Raw genomic sequence first — 16137 nt, 5'->3', positions numbered from 1 at the left:
CGTCGGGCGCCGGGGCCCGCCCGTCGCGTGGCCGTGCCACCAGGCTAGGCGGCCGCCGGGCGCGCGGGGTGCCGGGGGCCGCGGATAGACTCGACGACCGTGACTACCCGCACCCTCATCAAGAACCTGGCCGCCCTCGACGACGGGGACGTGGCCGTCTCCGGCTGGGTCGAGACCGTCCGGGATCAGAAGAAGATCCAGTTCGTGATCCTCCGCGACGAGTCTGGCGCTGTGCAGCTCACCTACAAGCGCCAGGGCGACGAGGACCAGACCGCCGACACCATCTCGGGTCTCGCGGCCGGCACGTTCCTCACCGCCACCGGCACGCTCAAGCACGACGAGCGCGTGAAGCTCGGCGGGCTGGAGATCGGCCTGTCCGGCATCGAGGTCGCGGCCGCGGCCATCCCGGAGACGCCCATCGCGGCCGACTCCTCCATCGACAAGCGCCTCGACTGGCGCTTCATCGACCTGCGCGCGCCCCGCAACTCGCTCATCTTCCGCGTGCAGACCACGCTCGTCCACGCGCTGCGCACCTACTGGGTCGAGCACGACTTCATCGAGGTCTTCTCCCCGAAGCTCATGGCCACGCCCTCCGAGTCGAACGCCGAGCTGTTCAAGGTCGACTACTTCGACGGCGTCGCGTACCTCGCGCAGAGCCCGCAGTTCTTCAAGCAGATGGCGCAGTCCGCCGGCTTCGGCAAGATGTTCGAGGTCGGCCCGGCGTTCCGCGCCGACCCCTCCTTCACCTCGCGCCACGCGACCGAGTTCACGTCGGTGGACGCGGAGATCAGCTGGATCGAGAGCCACGAGGACGTCGCGCGGCTCCAGGAGGAGCTCATCGTCGCCGCGCTCACCGCGGTGAAGGAGAAGCACGGCGACGAGATCCGCGAGCTGTTCGACGTGGAGGTGACCGTGCCGAGCATCCCGTTCCCCCGGATCCCGCTGCTCGAGGCCAAGGACATCGTCGCGAAGCGCGGCCACGTCATCGACCGCGCCGACGACGACCTCGACCCCGAGGGCGAGCGCCAGATCGCCGCGCACGTGATGGAGGAGTTCGGCCACGAGTTCGTGTTCCTCACCGACTACCCGTCGACGATCCGGCCGTTCTACCACATGCGCAACGCCGAGGACCCGACGATCACGAACAGCTACGACCTCATCTGGAACGGCGTCGAGATCACCACGGGCGCGCAGCGCGAGCACCGCGTCGACGTGCTCGAGGCGCAGGCGCGCGAGAAGGGCCTCGACCCCGAGGAGCTCGGCTCGTACCTCGACTTCTTCCGCTACGGCGTGCCCCCGCACGGCGGCTTCGGCATGGGCCTCAACCGCGTGCTGATGCTGCTGCTGCACCAGTCGAACCTGCGCGAGGTCACGTACCTCTTCCGCGGTCCGAACCGGCTCGCCCCGTAGGTCCCGCTCCATCGGACGGCCCGATCCCCTCAGCAGGGGGTCGGGCCGTTCCGCGTGCGCGGTCCGCACCGGGCGCGATGTACATCGCTCGGGGGAACCGCCGCCGCGCGGAGGTCCGTAGCGTGGCGGTCACCGGGTCGTCCAGGTGGGCGTCCGCCTGCCCGCCGCACCGAGGAGCCCGCATGTCCCAGGAGACGCGTCACGACCGGCGCACCGCGTCCGGCATCGCCCGGCACGGTCGGCTGCGGAAGCCGAGCGGGGTGCGCACCGCGGTCCTCGCCGCCGCGGCGGTGGCCGCCGTCGCGGTCGTGAGCACCGGATCCGTCGCCGCCTTCGCCGCGTGGGATCTGGCGCGCACCGTCCAGGCCAACGCGGTCGACATCGGGGACGGGCAGGCGCCTCCGCCGTCCATCGGCGGGATCGACGGGGGTGCGAACATCCTGCTGGTGGGCGGCGACACCCGCGAGGGCCAGGGCGACGGCTACGGCACCGGCGAGGACGTCCAGACCGGCAACCTCAACGACGTCACGATGCTCCTCCACATCAGCGAGGACCACACGCGCGCGACCGTCGTCTCCTTCCCACGCGACATGCTCGTCGACATGCCGGCCTGCGCCCGTCCGGACGGCTCGGAGGAGCCCGCGTCCTCGGGCGTGCAGATCAACGTGGCCCTCAAGCGCGGCGGGCTGCCCTGCGTCGTGCGGGCCGTCGAGGCGATCACGGGCCTCGAGGTCCCCTACGGCGGCGTCATCCAGTTCAACGGGGTCGTCGCCATGTCGAACGCGGTCGGCGGGGTGCCCGTGTGCATCGCGAAGCGGCTCCACGACCCCAAGACGGACCTCGACCTGCAGCCCGGGATCCACCCGCTCCAGGGGCGCGAGGCCGTCCAGTTCCTCCGCACCCGCTACGGCGTGGGCGACGGCAGCGACATCGACCGGATCAGCAACCAGCAGGTGTTCCTCAGCGCCCTGCTCCGCACCATCACATCGACGGACACGCTGACGAATCCGGCCAAGGTCTACGGGATCGCGCGCGCCGCGATCGACAACATGGTGCTGTCGACCTCGCTCGACAGCCCGGCCGCGATCGCGTCGCTGGCCCTCACGGTCAAGGACATCCCCCTCGACCGGTTCACGTTCGTGCAGTACCCGAGCACCCGGCTGGAGAGCGGGCGGGTGGCGCAGGACGTCGCGAAGGGCGACGAGATGATCCGCCTCATCGCGGCCGACGCCGACTTCACCCTTGCGCCGGGGAGCACCGGCGATGGTGTCGCGGCCCCCGAGGCCCCCGCCCCGGCGCCGACCACGCCGACACCCGACGCGGGCGCGGGCGCGCAGCCCTCCGCGGATGCGTCGGCCCCGGCCGTGCTCCCCGAGGGCGTGACGGGCCAGACGGCATCGGAGGAGACCTGCTCGAATGGCTGACGCGAGCCCACCCGCCCTCCTCCTCAACGGCACCTACGGCGTCGGCAAGAGCGCCGTGCTCGACCACGTCGGCGACCTGCTCGCCGAGGCCGGGCGGCCCTTCAGCCTGATGGACGTGGACGGGTTCCACCGGTCGTGGCCGCCCGCGTCGTGGGATCCGGAGAACGTCGTCGTGGAGGCGCGGGCCATGGCCGCCGCGTGGGCGCTCTTCCAGGAGGCGGGGCCCCGGCAGCTCGTGATCAGCGGGGTGGTGGCGGAGCGCGCCGACCTCGAGCGGTACCGCGACGCGCTGGGGATCGACGTGCGGTGCGTGCGCCTCAGCGCATCGCCCGCGACCGTCGAGGCGCGGCTGCGGTCCCGCTACGACGCCGACCGCGGGGCCGCGCGGGACTGGCACCTGGCCCGCCATGCCGACCTGGCCGCGCGGCTGCGCGCGGCGGACCTCGACGAGACGGAGATCGCGACCGACAGACGCACCCCGCGGCAGGTGGCCGTCGCCGTCCTCGCCGTGCTCGACGCGGGCAGCCGCCGGGATGGCGTCGGGTGACGGGAGCACCCTCCGGAGGGCCTGTTATTCCTCCGGTGCCGTAATATCTGCACCACCACTCGATGCCCTCACCCGCGGGTCGCCGAGCCGTGGAAGCCGCGGGATCCCCGGGATCCCCGCCCTCGACGGGCACCAGGACGGGACACGGAGGAGCGCCGGCATGGGCCAGCTGATCTTCGACAGCACCACCCGCACCACCATCGACGACCGCGCGCTCGCGCACCTGCAGATCGTGATGCTCAACAAGCTCCGCCGGAAGGAGAGCTTCGCGTTCTCCTGGAAGTACCCGGCCTCCGAGGGCGACGGGCGCAGCACCGTGTGGGTCGCGCCCGAGCTGCCGCTGCACTTCCGGTTCTCGGGCAGCCGCCCTCCCGCGATCAACCCCGCGTGGGTGGATCTGCTCATGGACAGCGCGAACACCGGATCCGGGCTGCACCTGCTGCCCGAGCCGCCGCCCGGATCGACCTCGCGCGCCGAGCCGCCCCCGGAGTGACGCGCCGCCATCCCGACCACGCACACCCCGCACCCCGCACCCCAAGGACGACCATGGCCCTCACGAACCTCCCCTACGACGACGAGGCGATCCTCGCCGCCACGGAGTCCGCCGCCGCCATCAGCCGTGAGGTGCGCGACGTGCAGGTCGACTTCGCCGGCACGGACGTCTCCGACGACGGCGTCGCGCGCGTGACCGCGACGATCACCTGGACGGTCCCGGCCGACGAGGCCGTGCGGATCCTCGACGCGGCCCGACCGCGCGGCTAGGCCCGACCCGCCCGGACCCGGTGCCGCGTCCGCAGGGCGACGCCGGCGCCCACCGGCAGCGCGAGCGCGGCTCCCGCCGGTCCGACCGCCTGGACCGCGGACACGACCGCGAGCACGGATCCGCATGCCACCAGGAGCGCGTCGGCCTGCCAGGCTGCGATCACGAGCGCGGACGCGTCGCCGGCCGGGGTGACCACGGGCGCCATCACCTCGAGCGGCAGCGGTCCCTTCGCCACGTCGAACGCGCGGACGGCGACGAGCAGCAGCGCGACGGCGGGAGCGCAGACGAGCGCGCCGACCCCCGCCCCGCCGGCCACGGCGGCCCCGCCTGCTGCGGCGATCCCGGCTCCCGCGAGCGCGCACACGACCCCGGCGGTCGCGGGGAGCGCGGCGTGGAGGAGGAGCAGGCGCCCGGTCGGGATCCCGTAGAGCGGCGGCGCGGACGAGACGTCGACGACGTGCCGGAAGCCGTCCGCCCACACGCCGAGCGCGAGGAACCCGACGAGCGCCGCGCCGACCGCGGGGATCACGAGCCCGGTGCCCGCGCCGCCCAGCGACACCGCCAGGAGGCCGCCGGACGCCGTGACCCCGAGGCACGCGGCCGCCGCGCGGACGGGGGTGCGGAGCGAGCCGACGACATCGCGCCACACGACGAGGGCGGCCGTCGACCGGCCGCGCACGGCGCCCCAGCCGCGCCCGATCCGCGGCACGGGCCGGAACCCGCCCGCGGCCATCGCGAGGTCGCCCGTGGTCGCGAGGGTCGTCGCCGTCTGCCAGCGCCGGGACTGCGCGAGCAGCTCGGGTCCGCGCAGACCGCCGAGGATCGCCGGCGCGGCCGCGAGCACGGCGAGGGCGAGCGCGGCCAGCGTCCCGAGCGCCGTCCCCGCTCCCGCGGACGGCGGCCACGCGCCGGGGCCCGGGAAGAGCGCGCGGACGGCGGTCCACGGCACGATCGCGTTCGGCACGAGCACGGCGACGGCGGTGGATCCGAGGAGCGCCGCTCCCCCGACGGCCCGGCCGCCCGCGCCCAGCCGCTGGCCCGCGAGCCAGCAGCCCGCGAGGATCACCCCGAGGAGCGCGCCGCCCGCGGTCCACGCGGCGAACGGCCCCGGATCCGCATCGCCCGCGACGAGCAGGGCGAGGCCGGGCAGCAGCGCCACGAGCGCGGCGAGCGCGGCGGATCCTGCGACGGCGCGGGCGAACGGGCGGCCCAGCACGGCCGCGCGCGGCAACCCGCTGCCCGCGAGCGTCGCGGTGAGGAACGGGGACAGCAGGGCCGGGCCGCGTGCGCCGCCGGCGACGAGGAGCGCCGTGGCGGCGAGGCCCGCGACCGCCGCGGCCGCGGTCGGCCCGTGGGCGCGGAGCGCCGCCGCCGCGACCGGCTCCGCGAGCTCCAGCACGATGGCGCGCAGCACCGGGATCCCGACGATGAGCACCGTGAGCGCGACCGCGTACACGGTGTAGGCGAGGTCCGTCGGCGAGGCCCCGCCGCGCTCGAGCCGGAGGGCCCTGACCGTGCGGAGGACGCGCCTCGTGCTCACGCGGCGTCGCCGACGAGCGCGATCGACCGGTGCGCCACGGCCTCGCGGAGCACCGGGCTGTGCGTCGCGAGCACGAGCGTGCGGCCGTCGTCGAGCTCGGCGCGGAGGATCCCGATCACCAGCTGCAGCCGGTCGGGGTCGAGCCGCTGCTCGGGCTCGTCGAGGAGCAGGACGTCGTGGGGCCGCACGGTCGCCATCGCGAGCGCCGCCAGCTGGGACTGGCCGCTGGACAGCTCGTGCGGGAAGCGCCGGGCGAGAGGTGCGAGCCGCCACCGCTCGAGGTGCGCCGCCGCGCGGTCGCGGGCGGCCTGCGCGTCCATCCCCCAGGACGCGGCGATGACGGCGAGGTGCTCGGCGAGGGTCAGGTCGCGCGCCACGGGCGGGTGGCCGATGGATCCGGACACCGCGCGCCGGAAGGCCGGGTCGCGCTCGTCGACCGCCCGGCCGGCGACGCGGACCGTTCCCGCGCTCGGCCGCGTCAGCCCGGCGACCACCCGCAGCAGCGTGGTCTTCCCCGCGCCGTTCGGGCCGGTGACCGCGACGGCCTCGCCGGATGCGACGGCGAGGTCCGTCGGCCGCAGCAGCGGGACCCCGTCGACGACCACCGACACCCGCTCGACCTCGACCGCGTCCCCCATCCGCACATCCTCCCGCATGCGCCGAGGGCGGCGGGAGCCGTCGAGGGGACCGGCCGTCCGGTCAGACCTCGAAGTCGACCGAGGCCGCGGATCCCACCAGGCTCCGCACGAACGCGGCGACGCGCTGGTGCTCGGGGTGGACGTCGTACGCGTCGAGCGCGGCCCGGTCGTCGAAGTCGGCGATGAGCACGAGATCGTGGCTGCGCGCGGATCCGATCACGTCGCGTCCCACCTGGAACGAGCGGATCCCGGGCACCAGGTCGGGCAGCGTCTCGAGCGCCTCGCGGATGCGCGTGGCGTCCCGATCGAGGGCGGCGGGATCGCGGTCGGCGAGCTTCCAGGAGACGACATGGCGGAGGGTCATGCGACGACCCTATCCGCGGGCGGCGGCGCCGGGCTCAGCGCGCGTCGAGCGCCCGCCGGAGCCTGTCGGCGTCGATGCGCCAGTAGTTGTGCACGCGCCCGTCGATGAGGAGCACCGGGATCTCCTCGGCGAAGCGGTCGGCGAGGGCCCGGTCGTCGAGGATGCTCCGCTCCTCCAGCGTCACCTCGGCGGCGCGCGTTGCGTCGAGGCCGCCGAGCACCTGGGACACGACCTCGCGCGCGTCGTCGCAGAGGTGGCAGCCGGGCTTGCCGACGAGGGTGAGGACCGTTGCGCTCATCCGCCCAGCGTAGGCGAGGGCAGGAGCGGTGCAGCCCGGGCCCCGCGCGCAGGAGCGTCGCCTACGCTGAGGCGATCATGGCCGACCAGGCGAGCACCCCGATCCTCGCGTTCTTCGACGTGGACAACACGCTGATCCACGGCGCGAGCGTGTTCCACCTCGTGCGCGGCCTGCGCGCGGCCGGCCTCCTCACCGTGCGCGACATCGCGGGCGCCGGATGGAAGCACGCGCGCTTCAAGGCGCGCGGCGAGAACGACCGGCACCTCGCGTCGGCGCGCGCCCGCGGCCTCGAAGTCGTCACGGGCGTCACCGTCGCCGACATGGCCCGCCTCGCGGACGACATATACGAGCGGCACACCGCGCACGCCGTGTGGCCGGAGACGCTCGGCCTCGCGCAGGAGCACCTCGCCAAGGGCCACCAGGTCTGGCTCGTCACGGCGTCGCCGTCGTTCCTGGCCGACGTGATCGCGCGTCGCCTCGGCCTCACGGGCGCGCTCGGCAGCGCGCTCGAGGTGAGCGACGGCGCCTACACGGGCCGCCTCGAGGGCGAGTTCCTGCACGGCGCGCACAAGGCCGCCGCCGCCCGCGGCCTCCTCGCGCGCACGGGCGCGGACGCCCGCGAGTGCTGGGCGTACTCCGACTCCCGGCACGACATCCCGCTGCTCACGCTCGTCGGGCACCCGGTGGTCGTGAACCCGGATCAGGCGCTGGCCGCCCATGCGCGCGGATCCGGCTGGCCGTCCATGCGGCTGCGACGCGCGAGCATCCGGGAGGCGAGGAGGCGGGTGCGCCGCGAGGCCGCCCGGGCGGGCGGATCCACCGGGCGCTGACGCCCGCGGATCCCCGACGCCGCTGGTCGAGCAGCGCGCACCCCCGGACGCACGGAGAGGACGCCGCCCCGTCGCCGGGTCGGCGTCCTCTCCATCACGTCCTGCGCCCTCGTGGGCGCGTCCGCTCTACTTCTTGTTGCGACGCTGGTGGCGCGTCTTGCGAAGCAGCTTGCGGTGCTTCTTCTTCGCCATGCGCTTGCGACGCTTCTTGATCACTGAACCCATAGGGGCACCTCATCTGTTGCCGGACGGAACACGCGGGTGCTGAGGACCCGCGGAAAATAGCCTCAGAGGAGTCTAGCCGACATCCGAGATGCCGGAGTGACGCGACGCCTCGCCGGGCTGGCCGGGCAGCGCGTTCGACGGGTCGATGGCGGCGAGCACGGCGGACTCGGGCACGCGGAAGGAGCGGCCGAAGCGGATGGCGGGCAGGTCGCCCGAGTGCACGAGGCGGTAGACGGTCATCTTGGAGACGCGCATCATCTCGGCCACCTCGGCCACCGTGAGGAATCGGACGTCGGACAGGTCACGCGACATGGGCGGATCGACTCCTCGTTCTGCGTGACCGGCTCACGGACCTCTTGCCCCCGCGATGCGGGCGCTGGTGCGCGAGTCTAGGGGTGCGGATGGACGCCTGTCCATCGTGTCACATCCCGCATCACGCGTCCCGCGCGTTCCCCTGCTTCCGGCCGCGCAGACGGCCGAGCCCGGCCTGCCCCGCGCTGCCCGCGACGCGCGTGGCGTCGTGCACCGCGGCGGCCGCCTGGTAGCGGGTGTCGGCCCAGATCCGGCCGAGGGACGCGGCGAACGGGTAGCCGGCCGGGTCGCCGTCGTCGTCCCCGTCGGGGTCCGCCGACAGGCCGCCGCCGAGCAGTCCCGTGTCGGGATCCGCGTGCCCGTCGTCGACACCACCGTCGCCGTCGCCGACGAAGGGCGCGACCCAGGCGTCCAGCGCCTCCAGCGGCGCGGGCTCGAGGCGGTAGTAGCGGTGCTGCCCCTCCTCCCGCACGGAGACCAGGCCGATGTCGCGCAGCACGCGCAGGTGCTTCGACACGGTCGGCTGGCTGATCCCGAGCGTCTGCACGAGCTCCGAGACGCTGATCTCCCCCGTGGGCGCCTCGGGCACCGCGCGTCGGTCGAGCAGCACGCGGAGGAGGTCGCGCCGGGTGGGATCCGCCACGACGTCGAAGATGTCAGCCATCCCCGAAGGCTATTCCGTCCCGTGCTCGCAGTACCATGACGATCCGGGGCGCACGGCTCCGGAAGCGGACAGGGGACCATGCGCGTCAGGCCGGATCACGGGCGTCCCCTCCTCGGGCGCATCCGCGACTTCCTCGACTACTTCGCGCATTCCACGCCCGCCCGATTCGCGATCCTCATCTTCGCGACGCTGGTCCTCACGCTCACGACGATCCTCATGCTCCCCGGCATGACCTCCACGGGCGACCACGCGCCCTTCGCCGACGCGCTCTTCACGGCCGTGTCCGCCATCTGCGTCACGGGCCTCGCGACCGTCGACATGGCGACCTACTGGACCCCGCTCGGCCACGCGTTCATCGCGTTGGGCGTGCAGATCGGCGGCATCGGCGTGCTCACGCTCGCGTCGATCATGGGGCTCATCGTGTCGCGCCGGCTCGGGCTCAAGGCGCGGCTCATGGCGGCGAGCGACAGCAACCCGCTGCGGATCCACCACGGTCCGGTCGCCGAGGGCCAGGCCGTGAAGCTCGGCGAGATCGGCACGCTGCTGCTCACGGTCGCGATCAGCGCCCTCGTCATCGAGCTGTCCATCGCGGCGCTGCTCTTCCCGCGGATCCTGCTGGAGGGCATCCCGGTCGGCCAGGCGGCGCTCGACTCCTTCTACTACTCGCTCATGGCGTTCACGAACACGGGCTTCGTCTTCAGCGAGGCCGGCTTCGAGCTGTACCACCAGGACTACTGGTTCCTCAGCCTGCTCATGATCGGCGTCTTCCTCGGCAGCATCGGCTTCCCCGTCATCTACGCCGTGTACCGCGGGTGGCGGAAGCCGCGGCGCTTCTCCGTGCACGTGAAGCTCACGCTCTGGACCTCGCTCATCCTCATCGTGCTGGGCACGCTCGCGTACGTCGTGCTCGAGTGGGACAACAGGAAGACGTTCGCGCTCATGGATCCCGTGCAGCACGGCTTCCAGGCGCTGTTCCTCTCGGTGATGACGCGCTCCGGCGGCTTCTCCACGCTCGACATGGCCGACTTCGGGAACGCGAGCCTGCTGGTCACCGACATGCTCATGTTCATCGGCGGCGGATCCGCGTCCACGGCCGGCGGCATCAAGGTCACCACCCTCGCGATCCTGTTCCTCGCGGCGTTCGCCGAGGCCCGCGGCAGCGAGTCGATGGAGGTGTTCGAGCGCCGCATCCCGAGCGACGTGCTCCGCCTCGCGGTCAGCATCGTGCTCTGGGGCGCGACGACCGTGGCGCTCAGCAGCATCGTCCTCCTCCAGATATCCGGCGAGCGCCTCGACTACGTGCTCTTCGACGCGATCAGCGCGTTCGCCACCTCGGGCCTCAGCACCGGGTTCACGGCCGAGGCCACGGATCCCGCGAAGTACGTGCTCGCTGCCACCATGTTCCTGGGGCGCGTCGGCACCGTGACCCTCGCGGCGGCCCTCGCCGCGAGCACGCGCCGCCAGCTCTTCCAGCGCTCCGAGGAGCGGCCGATCGTCGGCTGAGCCGGCGCCCCATCCACCACCCACCCCGGACGACCGGATCAGAGAGGCCCCCCATGGGCGAACGCATCCCCCACAACGCCCCCGTGCTCGTCATCGGGCTCGGCCGCTTCGGCGCCGCGACCGCCGGGCAGCTCGCCCGGCTGGACCGCGAGGTGCTCGCGATCGACGCGAGCGAGGGCCTCGTGCAGAAGTGGTCGGACCGCGTGACCCACGCGGTGCAGGCCGACGCGCGCAACATCGAGGCGCTGCAGCAGCTCGGCGCCAAGGACTTCTCGATCGCGGTCGTCGCGGTGGGCTCGTCCATCGAGGCGAGCGTGCTCATCACGGCCAACCTGGTGGACCTCAAGATCCCGCAGATCTGGGCCAAGGCCATCAGCCAGTCGCACGGCAAGATCCTCGAGCGCATCGGCGCGAACCACGTCATCTACCCGGAGGCGGAGGCCGGCGAGCGCGTCGCCCACCTCGTCTCCGGCCGGATGCTCGACTTCATCGAGTTCGACGACGACTTCGTGCTCGCCAAGATGTACCCGCCGAAGCCGATCCGGGGCATGACGCTGCAGGAGTCGTCCGTCCGGCGGCGCTACCGGATCACCGTGGTCGGCGTGAAGACGCCGGGCAAGCCGTTCACCTACGCCACCTCGGAGACGCTGGTGTCGAACCACGACCTCATCATCGTGTCGGGCACGTCGGCCGACATCGAGAGGTTCGCCTCGCTCTCCTGACCGGCCCGTCCCCGCCGCGCGCCGCGCGCGCGCTCAGCCGGCCGCGAGCTCGCGTGCCCGGGCGAGCGCGGCGTCGGTCGCGCGGTCGAAGAGCGCGGAGAGGTCCGCCGCCTGGAGCACCTCGACGGCCCGCTCGGTCGTGCCCTTCGGGCTCGTGACCCGGCGACGGAGCTCCGCGGGCTCGTCGTCGGACGCGGCGAGCAGCTCGACGGCGCCGCGGAAGGTCCCCTGCACGAGGACGCGGGCCTCGTCCGGCGTGAACCCCTTCGACTCCGCCGTGCGGGTGAGCTCCTCGATGAGCAGGAAGACGTAGGCGGGACCGGATCCGGAGATCGTGCTGAGCGCGTCGATGCGCTCCTCGGGAACCTCGACGACGTCGCCGACCGTCGCGAACACCGCGCGGGCGACCGCCAGGTCCTCCGGGCTGGAGCGCGTGCCCGCGGCGAGGCCCGCGACCCCGCGGCCGACGAGCGACGGGGTGTTCGGCATGGAGCGCACGACGGACACGTGCGCGGGCAGCAGCGACTCGAAGGTGGCGATCGTGACGCCGGCGGCGACGCTGATCACGAGCGCGCCGGGATCCAGGTCGCCCGCGATCTCGCGCAGCAGGTCGGGCACCATGTGCGGCTTCACGCCCACGATCACGATGCGCGCCCCGCGGACCGCGCGCCGGTTCGCGTCGGCGTCCTCCTCGACGCTGGACGCCTGCACGCCGTCCCGCTGCCCGAGCGCCGCCGCGCTGGCGGCCGACCGGGTCGTGACGCGCACGTCGCCGTCGACCTCGACGCCCGGCTGCAGCAGGCCGCCGAGGATGGCGCCGTTCATGGATCCGGTGCCGAGCATCGCGAGCGACGGCAGGCGGACGACGGCGGGATCGGGAGCGGACGGGGCGGGGCGGGAGTCGTCGGGCATGGCTCGATCCTAGGGACCGGGCGTCGCCCGGACGGGGCCGTCGGCGGCCCCTCGCGCGTGGCTAGGCTGAGTCGACCGGGGCATGCGCGCCCGGGCGGCCCGAGCCGTCCACGCCGGTCGAGGAGGTCCCGCCTTGAGCGAATCCCACGGCAGCAAGGCGATATTCGCCGCGCTCATCGCCAACGTCGGCATCGCGATCACGAAGTTCGTCGCCGCCTTCTTCTCGGGGTCCTCCTCGATGCTCGCGGAGGGCGTGCACTCGCTCGCCGACTCCGGCAACCAGATCCTGCTGCTCATCGGCGGCAAGCGCGCGAAGCGCCTCGCGGACGAGGAGCACCCCTTCGGCTACGGCCGCGTGCGCTACGTCTACGCCTTCATCGTCTCGATCATCCTGTTCTCGGTCGGCGGCGTGTACTCCCTGTACGAGGGGATCCACAAGATCGAGCACCCCGAGCCGCTCGACGTGCCGTGGCTGCCCATCGTGGTGCTGCTCATCGCCATCGCCCTCGAGTCGTTCTCGCTGCGCACCGCGATCAAGGAGTCGAACCCGCTGCGCGGGACGCAGACGTGGACGCAGTTCGTGCGCCGCGCGAAGAGCCCCGAGCTCCCCGTCCTGCTGCTCGAGGACACGGCCGCGCTCTCCGGCCTCGTGTTCGCCCTGCTCGGGGTGACGGCCTCGATCATCACCGGGGACGGCATCTACGACGGCATCGGGACCCTGCTCATCGGCGTGCTCCTCGTGGTGGTCGCCGTGATCCTGGGGGTGGAGATGAGCAGCCTCCTCATCGGCGAGGGCGCCTCGAAGCCGGACCTCGCGGCCATCCGCGCGGCCATCACCTCCGGCCACGAGGCCGAGTCGATCATCCACATGAAGACGCTGTACCTCGGCCCGGACGAGCTGCTCGTCGCCGCGAAGATCGCGATGCCCGCCACGAGCTCGCTGGGCGACGTGGCCGCCGGGATCGACGCGATCGAGCGCCGCGTGCGCGAGGCCGTCCCGGTCGCCCGCGTCATCTACCTCGAGCCCGACGTGCGGGTCGCCACGCGCTGACCCGGCGCAGCCCGCGACGAGCCGCAGCTTCGCGGTGTGCACTGCGCGCGCTCCGCTCCGTCCCGCCCTGCGACCATCGCGGGCGGACGGGGCCCAGCGCTCCGCCCGCGTCCGATGCTCGAGCGCTCCGCTCGATGCCCGACCGCTTGAGGAGAGCGCCGATGACGCACGCGACGAAGGCCGCAGCAGCGGCAGCCCTCGCCCTGGGGCTGATCCTCACCGCCACCGGGGCCGCGCATTCCGAGGCCCGACCTGCTCCCGCCAGCGCCAGCGCCAGCGCCAGCGCCACGGCGAGGATCGCCCCGGCCGGCTCCCGCCCGGACGCCGCGTCGCAGGAGCGCCGGCGCACCAGCACGGGGAACCGACACAGCGGAGGCCGGAACCCGCAGCCGCCGCATCGGGGACGCGAGTGCCGCGGCTGCCCGGGCTGACCTCGGGGACGGCGGATCAGGCGCCGGCGCGACGCTCCGCGAAGAACGCGTCGAGCAGCGCGGCGCACTCGTCCGCGGCGACGCCCGCGAACACCTCCGCGCGATGCGGCAGCCGACGATCGCGCAGCACGTCGTAGAGGGATCCCGCGGCGCCCGCCTTCTCGTCCCACGCGCCGAACACGACCCGCGGCACCCGCGCCGCGAGGATCGCCCCGGCGCACATCACGCACGGCTCGAGCGTGACGACGAGCGTCGTGCCCACGAGATGCCGGTCACCGGTCGTCGCCGCGGCCTCGCGCAGGGCCTCGACCTCGGCGTGCGCGGTGGGATCCTGGCGCGCCTCCCGGAGGTTGCGCCCGCGCCCGATGACGGCGCCCGACGCATCCACCACGATGGCGCCCACGGGCACGTCGCCGGTGGCCCCGCAGGCCCGGGCCTCGTCGAGCGCCACGGCCATCCAGCGATCGAAGTCGCCGGGCACGCGCAGGTCCAATCGCGTTCCCCCTTGCTGATTGAATGGAGCCTATGCGAGTCCACGTAGCCGACCACCCGCTCATCACGCACAAGCTGACGGCGCTGCGGGACCGCACCACCCCCTCCCCCGTCTTCCGCAGCCTGGCCGACGAGCTGGTCACGCTGCTGGCCTACGAGGCCACGCGCGACGTGCGCGTCGAGACCATCACGGTGCAGACGCCGGTGGCGCCCGCCGAGGGCCTGACGCTCAGCGACCCCAAGCCGCTCGTCGTCCCCATCCTCCGTGCCGGCCTCGGCATGCTCGACGGCCTGATGCGCCTCATGCCCAGCGCCGAGGTCGGCTTCCTCGGCATGGTGCGCAACGAGGAGACGCTGCAGCCGGACATCTACGCCGAGCGCCTCCCCACGGACCTCTCCAACCGCCAGTGCTTCGTGGTCGACCCCATGCTCGCGACGGGCGGATCCCTCATCGCCGCCATCGAGTACCTCTTCGACCGCGGTGCCGTCGACGTCACGTGCATCTGCCTCATCGCCGCGCCCGAGGGCCTGAAGGCCGTCGAGGAGGCGACCGCAGGCCGCGAGGTCACCATCGTGCTCGGCGCGCTCGACGAGAAGCTGGACGAGGTCGGCTACATCATCCCGGGCCTCGGCGACGCGGGCGACCGCCTGTACGGCACCGCCGCGCACTGACCCGCGCGCTCTTCCTCTCCGGCGCCCGCTCCCCTCGGGGACGGGCGCCGATGTGCGCTCGCGCACGATTCCTGCGCGTCCCGCACGTTTCCGGCTCCTCCTGTTGACACGGGCGCACGGATCCGTGCAAGCTCTCACCATGACTCTGAACGCGCACGTCCTGACCTCCTCCGAGGCCTCGGGAGTCGCCGGCATGATGATGCCCGGCCGTGTCGCGATGTCCTGTCGAATGTCGGCCTGACCCGCCGCCTTCGCCCGAGCGGTCCCGCGACGCGTCCGTCGCCGACCCTCCTCGCCGTCACCGGCGCATCCGCCCCCTGAGGCGTCTCGCACTCCCCCGAGGTCCCGCGCACTCCAGCTGCGCCGCACCCGCATCATCACAAGGACTCCCGCCATGTCGCTCGCGACCATCGATCCCGCCCGCACCCCCCTCCGTTCCGCTCCCGCCGCCCCCGTGCTCCGTGCGGCCGCGCCGCTCCGCAGGGCGCAGGCCGCTCCCTCCCCCGCCACCACCGCAGCCGTCGCCGAGCCGACCACCGCCCCCGCTCGCCCGGCACGGCTGCGCGCCGTGCCCGAGGGCACCGAGGCACGCGGCTTCGCCATCTACGTCGGCCTCGACGAGCTCAAGGCCGCATCCGCCGGCACGGACCTCGGCACCGTCGTCGCCGCGCTCAAGCGCCTGGCGGCCGAGCTGGCCCCGGGCGTCGAGACCCACGCCGCCGTCGCCCTCGCTCCCGAGGGAGCGGGCGGCCGCGACATCGACGTGGTGCGCCTCGCCCTGCAGGATCCGGCTGCCGTGGCCCAGCACCGCGAGCAGCCCGAGGACGAGGACCGCACGGACAGCGGCGTGACGGTCGACCTCTCCCGCAAGCGCGTCGTGCTCGACGGCGAGGCGGCCCCGCTGACCTACAAGGAGTTCGAGCTCCTCCAGTACCTGGTGCTCCGCGAGGGCCGCACGATCGAGCGCTCCGAGCTCATCGCCTCCCTGTGGTCCGCGGCGGACGAGGACGACGTGCCGAACGAGCGCACCATCGACGTGCACATCCGCCGCCTGCGCTCGAAGCTCGGCCGCTACGAGGAGATCGTCCGCACCGTGCGAGGCGCCGGCTACCGGTTCGACCGGCACGCGGACGTCGCCGTGAACCACGCCAGCACGCAGTCGCCCGACCTGTTCTGAGCTCGGCTCGGGCGCTCAGCCTGCCCTTGCGGAGCTGTGGGCGATCTCCCAGCACATCGGGTCGATTCCAGGTAGCGGGGCGTTACGGGATCGTTATACAGTCTTCTCGTCCCCACCGTTTGCTGTGGCGGTGGAGACGGAATGTGATTGCAGGACACTCCT

20 protein-coding genes are annotated in these 16137 nt (G+C 73.4%); 11 read left to right on the top strand and 9 right to left on the bottom strand.

All coding sequences use genetic code 11. The annotated features are described in order from the left end of the window. Positions 1–99: 99 nt before the first annotated feature. From aspS to BFL37_RS11375, 5 genes are all read left to right on the top strand, one after another. The gene (aspS, locus tag BFL37_RS11395) at positions 100–1410 is read left to right on the top strand and encodes an aspartate--tRNA(Asn) ligase (RefSeq protein ID WP_086515211.1); all 1311 of its coding nucleotides are present in this window, start codon (positions 100–102) and stop codon (positions 1408–1410) included. A 182-nt stretch (positions 1411–1592) separates the two neighbouring features. Beyond that, complete coding sequence (locus BFL37_RS11390; RefSeq protein ID WP_086515210.1) at positions 1593–2834, top strand: LCP family protein; 1242 nt, start codon at positions 1593–1595, stop codon at positions 2832–2834. Continuing rightward, a complete protein-coding gene (locus BFL37_RS11385) occupies positions 2827–3381 on the top strand; it encodes a hypothetical protein (protein WP_086515209.1) in 555 nt (184 codons plus the stop codon). The genes BFL37_RS11390 and BFL37_RS11385 overlap by 8 nt, the downstream gene beginning before the upstream one ends. Positions 3382–3541: 160 nt before the next feature. Next, on the top strand, positions 3542–3874 hold the full coding sequence (locus tag BFL37_RS11380; RefSeq protein WP_086515208.1) for an ATP-dependent DNA ligase: 333 nt from the start codon (positions 3542–3544) through the stop codon (positions 3872–3874). A 53-nt stretch (positions 3875–3927) separates the two neighbouring features. Beyond that, positions 3928–4143 carry a hypothetical protein gene (locus tag BFL37_RS11375; RefSeq protein WP_086515207.1) on the top strand — a complete coding sequence of 72 codons (216 nt, stop codon included), beginning with the start codon at positions 3928–3930 and terminating at the stop codon, positions 4141–4143. Here BFL37_RS11375 and BFL37_RS11370 read toward each other — a convergent pair. From BFL37_RS11370 to BFL37_RS11355, 4 genes are all read right to left on the bottom strand, one after another. Next, positions 4140–5684: a hypothetical protein gene (locus BFL37_RS11370; RefSeq protein ID WP_086515206.1), complete on the bottom strand. Its 1545-nt coding sequence runs from the start codon at positions 5682–5684 to the stop codon at positions 4140–4142. The genes BFL37_RS11375 and BFL37_RS11370 overlap by 4 nt on opposite strands. Beyond that, entirely contained in the window at positions 5681–6322 is a 642-nt protein-coding gene (locus BFL37_RS11365; RefSeq protein WP_086515205.1) for an ABC transporter ATP-binding protein, read from the bottom strand. Before BFL37_RS11365 ends, BFL37_RS11370 begins: the two co-directional genes overlap by 4 nt. Before the next feature lie 61 nt (positions 6323–6383). Further along, the gene (locus BFL37_RS11360; RefSeq protein WP_086515204.1) at positions 6384–6686 is read right to left on the bottom strand and encodes a Dabb family protein; all 303 of its coding nucleotides are present in this window, start codon (positions 6684–6686) and stop codon (positions 6384–6386) included. Positions 6687–6720: 34 nt separating this feature from the next. After that, entirely contained in the window at positions 6721–6984 is a 264-nt protein-coding gene (locus tag BFL37_RS11355) for a glutaredoxin family protein (RefSeq protein WP_086515203.1), read from the bottom strand. Positions 6985–7061: 77 nt separating this feature from the next. Here BFL37_RS11355 and BFL37_RS11350 point away from each other — a divergent pair, with 77 nt between their 5' ends. Beyond that, positions 7062–7814 (top strand): HAD family hydrolase, encoded by a 753-nt coding sequence (locus BFL37_RS11350; protein ID WP_086515202.1) that lies wholly within the window; start codon positions 7062–7064, stop codon positions 7812–7814. Positions 7815–7940: 126 nt separating this feature from the next. On the opposite strand, the gene BFL37_RS11345 is transcribed toward BFL37_RS11350, so the two are convergent. The 3 genes from BFL37_RS11345 to BFL37_RS11335 form a co-directional block, all read right to left on the bottom strand. Next, complete coding sequence (locus tag BFL37_RS11345; protein ID WP_003792170.1) at positions 7941–8039, bottom strand: 30S ribosomal protein bS22; 99 nt, start codon at positions 8037–8039, stop codon at positions 7941–7943. Positions 8040–8111: 72 nt separating this feature from the next. Continuing rightward, positions 8112–8351: a helix-turn-helix domain-containing protein gene (locus tag BFL37_RS11340; RefSeq protein ID WP_086515201.1), complete on the bottom strand. Its 240-nt coding sequence runs from the start codon at positions 8349–8351 to the stop codon at positions 8112–8114. A gap of 121 nt (positions 8352–8472) precedes the next feature. Continuing rightward, positions 8473–9015, bottom strand: a complete 543-nt coding sequence (locus tag BFL37_RS11335; RefSeq protein ID WP_086515200.1) for an ArsR/SmtB family transcription factor — start codon at positions 9013–9015, stop codon at positions 8473–8475. Between the two features lie 78 nt (positions 9016–9093). On the opposite strand from BFL37_RS11335, the gene BFL37_RS11330 reads away from it, so the two are divergent. Continuing rightward, the gene (locus tag BFL37_RS11330) at positions 9094–10518 is read left to right on the top strand and encodes a TrkH family potassium uptake protein (protein WP_086515199.1); all 1425 of its coding nucleotides are present in this window, start codon (positions 9094–9096) and stop codon (positions 10516–10518) included. A gap of 53 nt (positions 10519–10571) precedes the next feature. Beyond that, positions 10572–11240: a potassium channel family protein gene (locus tag BFL37_RS11325; protein WP_086515198.1), complete on the top strand. Its 669-nt coding sequence runs from the start codon at positions 10572–10574 to the stop codon at positions 11238–11240. A 33-nt stretch (positions 11241–11273) separates the two neighbouring features. Here the strand turns inward: BFL37_RS11325 and proC are convergent, their stop codons facing one another. Continuing rightward, on the bottom strand, positions 11274–12152 hold the full coding sequence (gene proC / locus BFL37_RS11320) for a pyrroline-5-carboxylate reductase (RefSeq protein WP_086515197.1): 879 nt from the start codon (positions 12150–12152) through the stop codon (positions 11274–11276). A gap of 133 nt (positions 12153–12285) precedes the next feature. Between proC and BFL37_RS11315 the strand changes: the two genes are divergently transcribed. After that, the gene (locus BFL37_RS11315; protein WP_086515196.1) at positions 12286–13203 is read left to right on the top strand and encodes a cation diffusion facilitator family transporter; all 918 of its coding nucleotides are present in this window, start codon (positions 12286–12288) and stop codon (positions 13201–13203) included. A 447-nt stretch (positions 13204–13650) separates the two neighbouring features. On the opposite strand, the gene tadA is transcribed toward BFL37_RS11315, so the two are convergent. Next, positions 13651–14091, bottom strand: a complete 441-nt coding sequence (gene tadA, locus BFL37_RS11310; protein WP_172403810.1) for a tRNA adenosine(34) deaminase TadA — start codon at positions 14089–14091, stop codon at positions 13651–13653. Positions 14092–14159: 68 nt separating this feature from the next. Here tadA and upp point away from each other — a divergent pair, with 68 nt between their 5' ends. Next, positions 14160–14798: a uracil phosphoribosyltransferase gene (gene upp / locus BFL37_RS11305; RefSeq protein WP_041464689.1), complete on the top strand. Its 639-nt coding sequence runs from the start codon at positions 14160–14162 to the stop codon at positions 14796–14798. A gap of 394 nt (positions 14799–15192) precedes the next feature. Beyond that, complete coding sequence (locus BFL37_RS11300; RefSeq protein WP_172403804.1) at positions 15193–15975, top strand: winged helix-turn-helix domain-containing protein; 783 nt, start codon at positions 15193–15195, stop codon at positions 15973–15975. The last annotated feature ends 162 nt before the right edge of the window (positions 15976–16137 follow it).

This window comes from Clavibacter michiganensis, from assembly GCF_002151125.1.
GTDB lineage: Bacteria > Actinomycetota > Actinomycetes > Actinomycetales > Microbacteriaceae > Clavibacter > Clavibacter michiganensis_C.
This window is presented reverse-complemented; position numbering and strand designations above follow the sequence as displayed.

What these genes read in the sequence shown, in the direction of transcription:
- BFL37_RS11390 (WP_086515210.1), top strand. Translation starts at nt 1,593, where the DNA reads ATGTCCCAGGAGACGCGTCACGACCGGCGCACCGCGTCCGGCATCGCC.
- BFL37_RS11385 (WP_086515209.1), top strand. Translation starts at nt 2,827, where the DNA reads ATGGCTGACGCGAGCCCACCCGCCCTCCTCCTCAACGGCACCTACGGC.
- BFL37_RS11380 (WP_086515208.1), top strand. Translation starts at nt 3,542, where the DNA reads ATGGGCCAGCTGATCTTCGACAGCACCACCCGCACCACCATCGACGAC.
- BFL37_RS11375 (WP_086515207.1), top strand. Translation starts at nt 3,928, where the DNA reads ATGGCCCTCACGAACCTCCCCTACGACGACGAGGCGATCCTCGCCGCC.
- BFL37_RS11365 (WP_086515205.1), bottom strand. Translation starts at nt 6,322, where the DNA reads ATGGGGGACGCGGTCGAGGTCGAGCGGGTGTCGGTGGTCGTCGACGGG.
- BFL37_RS11360 (WP_086515204.1), bottom strand. Translation starts at nt 6,686, where the DNA reads ATGACCCTCCGCCATGTCGTCTCCTGGAAGCTCGCCGACCGCGATCCC.
- BFL37_RS11355 (WP_086515203.1), bottom strand. Translation starts at nt 6,984, where the DNA reads ATGAGCGCAACGGTCCTCACCCTCGTCGGCAAGCCCGGCTGCCACCTC.
- BFL37_RS11350 (WP_086515202.1), top strand. Translation starts at nt 7,062, where the DNA reads ATGGCCGACCAGGCGAGCACCCCGATCCTCGCGTTCTTCGACGTGGAC.
- BFL37_RS11345 (WP_003792170.1), bottom strand. Translation starts at nt 8,039, where the DNA reads ATGGGTTCAGTGATCAAGAAGCGTCGCAAGCGCATGGCGAAGAAGAAG.
- BFL37_RS11340 (WP_086515201.1), bottom strand. Translation starts at nt 8,351, where the DNA reads ATGTCGCGTGACCTGTCCGACGTCCGATTCCTCACGGTGGCCGAGGTG.
- BFL37_RS11335 (WP_086515200.1), bottom strand. Translation starts at nt 9,015, where the DNA reads ATGGCTGACATCTTCGACGTCGTGGCGGATCCCACCCGGCGCGACCTC.
- BFL37_RS11330 (WP_086515199.1), top strand. Translation starts at nt 9,094, where the DNA reads ATGCGCGTCAGGCCGGATCACGGGCGTCCCCTCCTCGGGCGCATCCGC.
- BFL37_RS11325 (WP_086515198.1), top strand. Translation starts at nt 10,572, where the DNA reads ATGGGCGAACGCATCCCCCACAACGCCCCCGTGCTCGTCATCGGGCTC.
- proC (WP_086515197.1), bottom strand. Translation starts at nt 12,152, where the DNA reads ATGCCCGACGACTCCCGCCCCGCCCCGTCCGCTCCCGATCCCGCCGTC.
- tadA (WP_172403810.1), bottom strand. Translation starts at nt 14,091, where the DNA reads ATGGCCGTGGCGCTCGACGAGGCCCGGGCCTGCGGGGCCACCGGCGAC.
- upp (WP_041464689.1), top strand. Translation starts at nt 14,160, where the DNA reads ATGCGAGTCCACGTAGCCGACCACCCGCTCATCACGCACAAGCTGACG.
- BFL37_RS11300 (WP_172403804.1), top strand. Translation starts at nt 15,193, where the DNA reads ATGTCGCTCGCGACCATCGATCCCGCCCGCACCCCCCTCCGTTCCGCT.